General features: G+C 41.3%; 5 protein-coding genes and 1 riboswitch. Of the genes, 4 read left to right on the top strand and 1 reads right to left on the bottom strand.

Annotation, left to right across the window (positions count from 1 at the left end; genetic code table 11):
• Positions 1 to 48 precede the first annotated feature (48 nt).
• Entirely contained in the window at positions 49 to 3153 is a 3105-nt protein-coding gene (locus tag L7E55_RS12205; protein WP_277444543.1) for a PAS domain S-box protein, read from the bottom strand.
• Positions 3154 to 3464: 311 nt separating this feature from the next.
• A riboswitch (cyclic di-GMP riboswitch) is annotated at positions 3465 to 3550 on the top strand.
• Positions 3551 to 3745: 195 nt separating this feature from the next.
• Here L7E55_RS12205 and L7E55_RS12200 point away from each other — a divergent pair.
• The 4 genes from L7E55_RS12200 to L7E55_RS12185 all read left to right on the top strand — a co-directional run bounded on the left by L7E55_RS12200 (position 3746) and on the right by L7E55_RS12185 (position 6823).
• Positions 3746 to 4030 carry a response regulator gene (locus L7E55_RS12200; RefSeq protein WP_277444540.1) on the top strand — a complete coding sequence of 95 codons (285 nt, stop codon included), beginning with the start codon at positions 3746 to 3748 and terminating at the stop codon, positions 4028 to 4030.
• 47 nt (positions 4031 to 4077) lie between these two features.
• Complete coding sequence (locus L7E55_RS12195) at positions 4078 to 4809, top strand: HD-GYP domain-containing protein (RefSeq protein ID WP_277444538.1); 732 nt, start codon at positions 4078 to 4080, stop codon at positions 4807 to 4809.
• A gap of 440 nt (positions 4810 to 5249) precedes the next feature.
• Entirely contained in the window at positions 5250 to 6176 is a 927-nt protein-coding gene (locus L7E55_RS12190; RefSeq protein WP_277444536.1) for an N-acetylmuramoyl-L-alanine amidase family protein, read from the top strand.
• A complete protein-coding gene (locus tag L7E55_RS12185; RefSeq protein WP_277444534.1) occupies positions 6173 to 6823 on the top strand; it encodes a coenzyme F420-0:L-glutamate ligase in 651 nt (216 codons plus the stop codon). Before L7E55_RS12190 ends, L7E55_RS12185 begins: the two co-directional genes overlap by 4 nt.
• Positions 6824 to 6830 lie beyond the last annotated feature (7 nt).

Raw genomic sequence — 6830 nt, 5'->3', positions numbered from 1 at the left:
CTCGACAAGGTGTCCGGATGTTGCCGAAATGCTGTCCGGATAATTCCGTTATGCTGTCCGGATGTTGCCGTTACGCTGTCCGGATGCTACCGGAATGGGTGTCCGGATGCGGCCGAAATATGCACCTAAGGGATAACCTCCACCATTTATCCATTCGTGGTGTTTAAGAATCCAATCGGCTATAGGGATTAAATCAGGCACAGAATTAGCAATGCTATAGCCGATTTCACAATGCTTTATCATTTCAAGATATTCATTCTCAGTTAATGAGCTTGGTTTAAAAAGAATTCGATCGGGAACCCCGATTTTTCCAAGATCGTGAAAGAGAGCGAAAAGGCTTATATCATTAAGTCTGTAGTCTGGCAGACCGCAGGCTGTGGCAAGGCGCACTACTAGTTTTTGCATGCGTTCCGCATGCCCTTCAGTGGTAAAATCCCTAACCTCAAGTGTCTTGGATAGCGTTTTGACAATGATACTGCGAGTGCTTTGATTATGACTAAGCTTTTCCCTATACATATTAAGATCTGCCTCTATAAAAAGCTCATTAGGGCTTTTAGTATGGGTATCATTACTAACAGCGAATCCTATTGAGAGGCTAAGAGGGAGTTCAGAATTCGTTTTATTATGATTTTCAATAGCTTCCTGCAGCCTGCGGCAAGCGTTTTCTACGGTTCGTTTTTCTGCACAAGGAAGTAATACCACAAACTCATCTCCACCGATACGCGCAATCATATCACCTGAACGAAAGCAACTTTTTATTATATTTGCTGCTTTTACCAATAAATTATTGCCGGATTTGTGGCCCATAGTGTCATTGACGAGTTTTAATCCATCTACATCGCATACAATAAAGCCTAGTGGCAGATAACGTCCTCCTCCTAATCTGAGCATTTCTTCATCAAAATAAGCGCGGTTATAAAGACCGGTTAAGGAGTCGTGCAAACTCAAATATTTGAGTTTTTCCTCCATTTGCTTACGTTCGGTAATATCCCGGGTGGTCTCAATTGCGCCTACTTGATTTCCCTTACTATCATAAAGTGGAGCCGCTGTTATCCATATGTGAGCTCCTCTACCATTAAATAATGACTGTATGAAAGTTTCACCATGTAGTACATTGTCAATTATTTTAAAATTATTATACCTCGAAATATGCTCTAACTCGATTTCCTGGCTGTCTATAAAAGTTAAATCAATTAATAATGGCCGTGACTCTCCGTAAATCTTAACAGCGAAAGTGCTGTCATCCTTACCAAGAACCTCTGCTTTGCTAATCCCCGTGCACTCTTCAATAGCTTTGTTCCAGGCGATTATTTTTTTCTCCTTGTCGACTACAAAGATTTGATCGGGAAGAAACTCAATAACGGCTTTGAGTTGCTGATGAGCTTCGCGTAACTTCTCTTCGGCCAGCTTGCGCCCCGTTATATCCCGTTTAATCATGATAGCGCCGGTAGCCTCGCCGTATTCATTAAAAAGAACGTTTCCCGTGGTCTCAAGCCAGATATAATGGCCATCAGCGTGTCTTAAGCGGTACTCCGCTTTGCCCGATGATGATAGTTTTATCAAAGTCTCGTAGGTAGTCATTACTCTGTCTAAATCATCAGGATGAATTAATTCAAAAGCGGATCTTTCCAATCTTTCCTCAGGAGCATACCCTGTGATATTTTTAATAGACGGGCTTAGATATTCAAACTTCCCGCTCTTACCTATTTTGGCAATTGCGTCCTGTGAATTTTCAATAATTAGGCGTAACTGTTCTTCGCTTTCTTTGAGAGCGTTTTCTGTCTTTTTTCGCAATGTGATATCCGTTAACATGCCTAAGTCGCCTATGAAACATCCGTCATGGTCATATAAACGTGATGACGATATAATAACCCATAATTCCGTACCATCTTTGCGCTGATATTTCGCTTCGGTGATTTTAGATTGACTATTGCCATCTTCAATCTCTCGCTTGATTTTATATCGGTATTCGTCGTCCATAAGAGATTTTATCGATCGGCCAATCATTTCTTCGTTGGTATATCCGAACAATTCATTTAACTTTTTATTTGTAAAGGTTATTTCTTCGTTAGAATCTATAATCCAAATGCCTTCGTTGGCAGTTTCAACTATTTGTTGGTAGCGCTCCTCTGTTAGCTGTAATGCAGTAAAAAGTTCTTTTCTTTCAACCTCGATTAAGTCTTTTACCAGTCTTCGCTCCGTAATATCTGTAGCGATTTCCAGACGGACCATTCGACCGTCTATCCATCTGATCGCCTGATTACGGCATTCAATCCATTTACCGCTAATCGTGTTTTGAAATTCCCAGATGTGTAGTCCGGTGGGTTCACCTTCGGGTGTAAGCAATTTATTATTAGTGCAGAAATCACATGGTCCGGATTGACCAGCATTAATACTTTTCCAACATATTTCTCCTTCAACAGCGCCCAGGTGCTTTCTAGTATATTCATTGGTGAAAATAATCTCATGGGTTTCTATATCAATAACATAAACTCCTGTATCAAGGCTGTCCAATACAGTCACAAATCTATCGTGAGATTCTTTCAACGCTTTCTCTGCTTGTTTACGCTCGGTGATATCGCGGACGACTGCTAATATTTTGGGTTTACCTTGAAAAGTTAAAGGAGCAGTCATGACTTCTATATCTATAACTGTACCATCAAACTGAATTAGCTTTTCTTCTTTTGAGGGGACTCTTTTTCCCTCTTCTTGCACCAGCCTCCACTTTTCGCTAACGATTTCCCGGTAGTCTGGTTCAATTAAATCAATCATTGGCATACCGATAGCTTCTTCAGGGCTTTCCGCACCTATAAGCTTTGCTGCCGCTTCGTTTATAAAGTCAAGCCTGTCTTTGCTGTGAAGAAAAATTGCATCGGGTGAAAGCTCAACAAGTTGCCGGTAGCGTTCTTCACTCTCACGTAAAGCTTCCTCTATCTGCTTCCGCTCAGTAATTTCCTGTTGAAGACGTTCATTGGTCGTTCTTAATTCTATTACCAGTTTCTCAAGGTGGTTACGGTATTGTCTTATTTCCTGCTCCTCATGCTTATGTTTAGTAATATCACGAATGGATTTGATAGCTCCAACCAGATTACCATCGTTGTCATCAACCGACTCATTGATTAGTTCTTTTTTTGTTTTAATTATGGTGTCCATTCTGTTCACCTCGGATGATCGTTAATAAAAAATATGTTATCTAAATGGTTTGAATATTAAAATAATTTTATAATACGACACAAGCAATAATTATCCTTTGATAATTACTGGAAATTAGTATAGTATTTATTTATTAACTTTCTCAACAATAGGCAATTCTGTAAAGCATGTGTTAACTTAACTCAAATATTTTTGCAGATATCTGAATAAGTTGTCGAGGCGGCTAGAAATGGGACGTTGGTCCTATTTGAATTTAGGACCATGAAGTATATAATCAAAAAAACCTAATATTCTGACATTGTCTGCTATAATCTTATATTTGGCAAAGTATCCGAAAGGATACTTACGCAAAGCCACGGGTCTAAGGTAAGTTTACTATGACAGCCGGGTTGCCACGATAACAATATTGGTTCGTGTTAAAACCCGCTGATTTATTAGCGGGTTTTAGTTTTATAATAACTCACATTTTATATAGTGAGTAAATTTATTCAGTTAATTGGAAATCGTAGAATACATAAAAAAATGGATATTTCCTAAATAGATTTCCTGAACAGCCATTATATATATCAATTATCAGCCGAAAGGAGAAGCTATGGGAAAAAACATAAGTATATTAGTGGTAGAAGACAGTCCGGTTCAAGCTTTGAAACTAAAAAATGTCCTTCAAAAAAATAATTATCACGTTGCTGTCGCCAATAGTGGCGAGGAAGCGCTGAACTATTTATATAACAGCAAGCCAAATATTGTTATTAGTGACATCATTATGCCCGGTATGGACGGCTATCAACTTTGCCGGCAAATAAAAATTAATGAAAGTCTTAAAGACATACCAGTAATACTGTTAACCCAGCTTTCAACTCCAATCATCTTACTTTAGAAAATAAGCAAATTCTTGATTTTCTTCTTTCTACCTATGAAAACGCTGTGCAGAAAAACCTTGATCTGCTAAAAGCGCGTGATGAATTAAGAAATTTAAATAAGAACTTAGAAACAATCGTGCGGGAAAGAACATTTTCTCTCCAAACAGAAGTCAAGGAACGTAAGTCAATAGAGGAAGATCTCAAAAAAAGCTTCAATAAATTAAAGAGGACTATGGAGGGAACCGTAAAGGCTATCGCTTTGATGATAGAGATGAGAGACCCTTACACAGCTGGTCACGAGCGACGTGTAGCAAAACTTGCTACTGCTATTGCTAATGAAATGGGTCTTTCCAAAGAGCAAATTGATGAAATCCGTATGGCGGGCTTTCTGCATGATATTGGCAAAATAGTTGTACCAGCTGAGATCCTATGCAAACCGGGTTGTTTGAATGAAAACGAGTTTGGAATTATTAAGACCCATCCACGGCTTGGCTATGAGATTATTAAAGATATAGAATTTCCCTGCACAGTTGCTAAAGCTATCTTGCAACATCATGAGCGGCTGGATGGAACAGGCTACCCGGGAGGTCTAATGGGTGAAGATATCATCCTGGAAGCTAAAATTATTTCCGTTGCTGATGTTGTGGAAGCAATATCTTCTCACCGGCCTTACCGGCCGGCTATGGGTTTTAAAAATGCTATTAGCGAGATCATTGAGAAGAAAAACGTTCTTTATGATCCGCATGTAGTTGATGCTTGTGTAAGACTTATTAACGAAAAAAACTTCCAATTGTAAAGCAACGGTAAAACTTATTTCATTGCATATACGAATTGACTTAAGGCTTCAAGCACGTTGTTATCGACAAAAGATATATGAGCAATAGGAGGATGAGATTTTGATGGGTCGCCTTTGACGGGCGGCCCTTTTTTAGCGCCTTCTCTCATATATTGCAGGAAATACCCTTCCTCTTGCCGAATATTTTTTATTCGAAGGGTGCTATATTAATGGACAAGAATAAAGTTACAATTGTTACTTAAATAAGAAAAATATGGAGTAAGCAACTATTAACTCTGTTAATTTAATGGGTGGCGGAAGAATAGTTGTCAAGGATTCGGACGCGGAGAGAGCAAAAACAATTATTCAATAAACAGGAAAACTACTTTGATTAAAGAATCTTATTAGGTGGTAGTTGGTTAAATGGTTCTGGTTCCAAAATGTGGCGAGGAGGGGCCATTTTGTCTAAACAAAAAGCACCGAGAATAACCAACATGTGGTCAAAAATTGTAGATGAAGAAAAAGGCGAATGGCTTACCAAAGTGGTTCTCGAGTCGACGAAGCCATATAAGCATGGTGCCAGAAATGCTGACGGAAGGGTTATTTTCGAAGGTGAAGGCGTTATTTTGAATATGCCGGGGGGAACGACAGAGGTAAACGACGGACTTTTACGCGAGTTAATTGTAAAGCAGAACGGTAAAAAAACTGTTTCAGTGGAAATGATGCTGGAACACCCGGCGGAGTTTAGGTTGACAGATCTTAAAGGTTTTCCCTTCCGGGTGGAAATCGCTTTGAACCGCTCGTCTATTACCAAATTGTTCAGCGGGAAAAAGATTGTTATTGACCCCGGTCACGGAGGTGAAGACACCGGTGGGAAAGGACCTGTAAGCCTTCAGGAAAAAGACGTGGTTATACCCATCGCAAAAAAACTGGAAAACATTCTGCGCCGGGTAAACGCAGATGTTGTGCTTACCAGGAACGGTGATGAAAATATTACCAGGGAAAAAAGATTTGCTCTGGTTAAACAAACAGGCGCCGACGTATACATCGGCGTCCACAATCGCTCCTGTGACGATAGTAATGAAGACGGAGTTGCCACGCTATATGCTCCCGCTAATAAACAGAGCGCTATTTTAGCGCGTTACGTCCAGGAAGGTTTGGTCAATAAGCTCAAGGCCGCTGACAGAGGGACGGCGGAACAGGCGGAGTTGGCCGCGATTGGTGGAGTACCGGCGATAGAGGCGGAAGTGCTGACAATAACCAACTTAGTGGAGGAAGTATTCCTGCGCGGCCTGACAGTTCAAAAGAGAGCCGCGGAAGGGATTTTCAACGGTCTAATAAAATACTTTGCCCAAAACGGCGCGAATTCTAAAGGTGATTATTCATGATATCCGGAAAAATATCAATTAAAACACACATTATTACAGAGAAAGACGATATTGTGGATGTGTCGAAAAAATACGTCGGTGAGATAGTCTCCCCGGGCGATATTATTGCCGTGGCTGAAAGTGTGGTAGCCATTAGTCAGGGACGAGCCATCCGGCCGGAAACGGTGAAGCCAGGTTTGCTTGCTCGCATCTTAAGCAACTTCCCCGGTAAAGAAGGTAGCCTCGCCGCTCCGCCATCCATGCAGGTAGCCATACAAGAGACCGGTCTGCCGCGTTTTCTCCTGGGTGTGTTGGCAGCGGGACTGGGCAGGCTGGTTGGGCGAAGGGGAGATTTCTACCGGGTGGCCGGCCGGCATCTAGCCCAGATAGACGACTTTGCAGGTACGATGTATCCCTTTGACAGGCATATCGTTCTCGGTCCGAAGGACCCGCAAAAAGTCGTGGACAGGATCAAGCAGGCAACCGGAGCCGAGGCGGTTATTACAGATGTGAACGATATTGGGAAGGTAGACATTCTGGCTGCCACCGACGGAGTCGCCCAGGATATGTTGTTTGATTATCTTAAAGATAACCCGCATGGCAATGACGACCAGCAGACACCGATCGTGGTGCTGATAGCTGAACAAAATATGAGACATTTTGCTTGAAACGCGG

The sequence above is a fragment of the Pelotomaculum isophthalicicum JI genome (genome assembly GCF_029478095.1).
Lineage (GTDB): Bacteria > Bacillota > Desulfotomaculia > Desulfotomaculales > Pelotomaculaceae > Pelotomaculum_D > Pelotomaculum_D isophthalicicum.
Note: the sequence above shows the minus strand (reverse complement) of the source record. Positions and strands in the feature narration are given on the sequence as shown.

Bases quoted from the DNA above. Each gene is read 5' to 3' on its own strand.
- L7E55_RS12200 (WP_277444540.1), top strand. From the start codon at position 3,746: ATGGGAAAAAACATAAGTATATTAGTGGTAGAAGACAGTCCGGTTCAA.
- L7E55_RS12185 (WP_277444534.1), top strand. From the start codon at position 6,173: ATGATATCCGGAAAAATATCAATTAAAACACACATTATTACAGAGAAA.
- L7E55_RS12205 (WP_277444543.1), bottom strand. From the start codon at position 3,153: ATGGACACCATAATTAAAACAAAAAAAGAACTAATCAATGAGTCGGTT.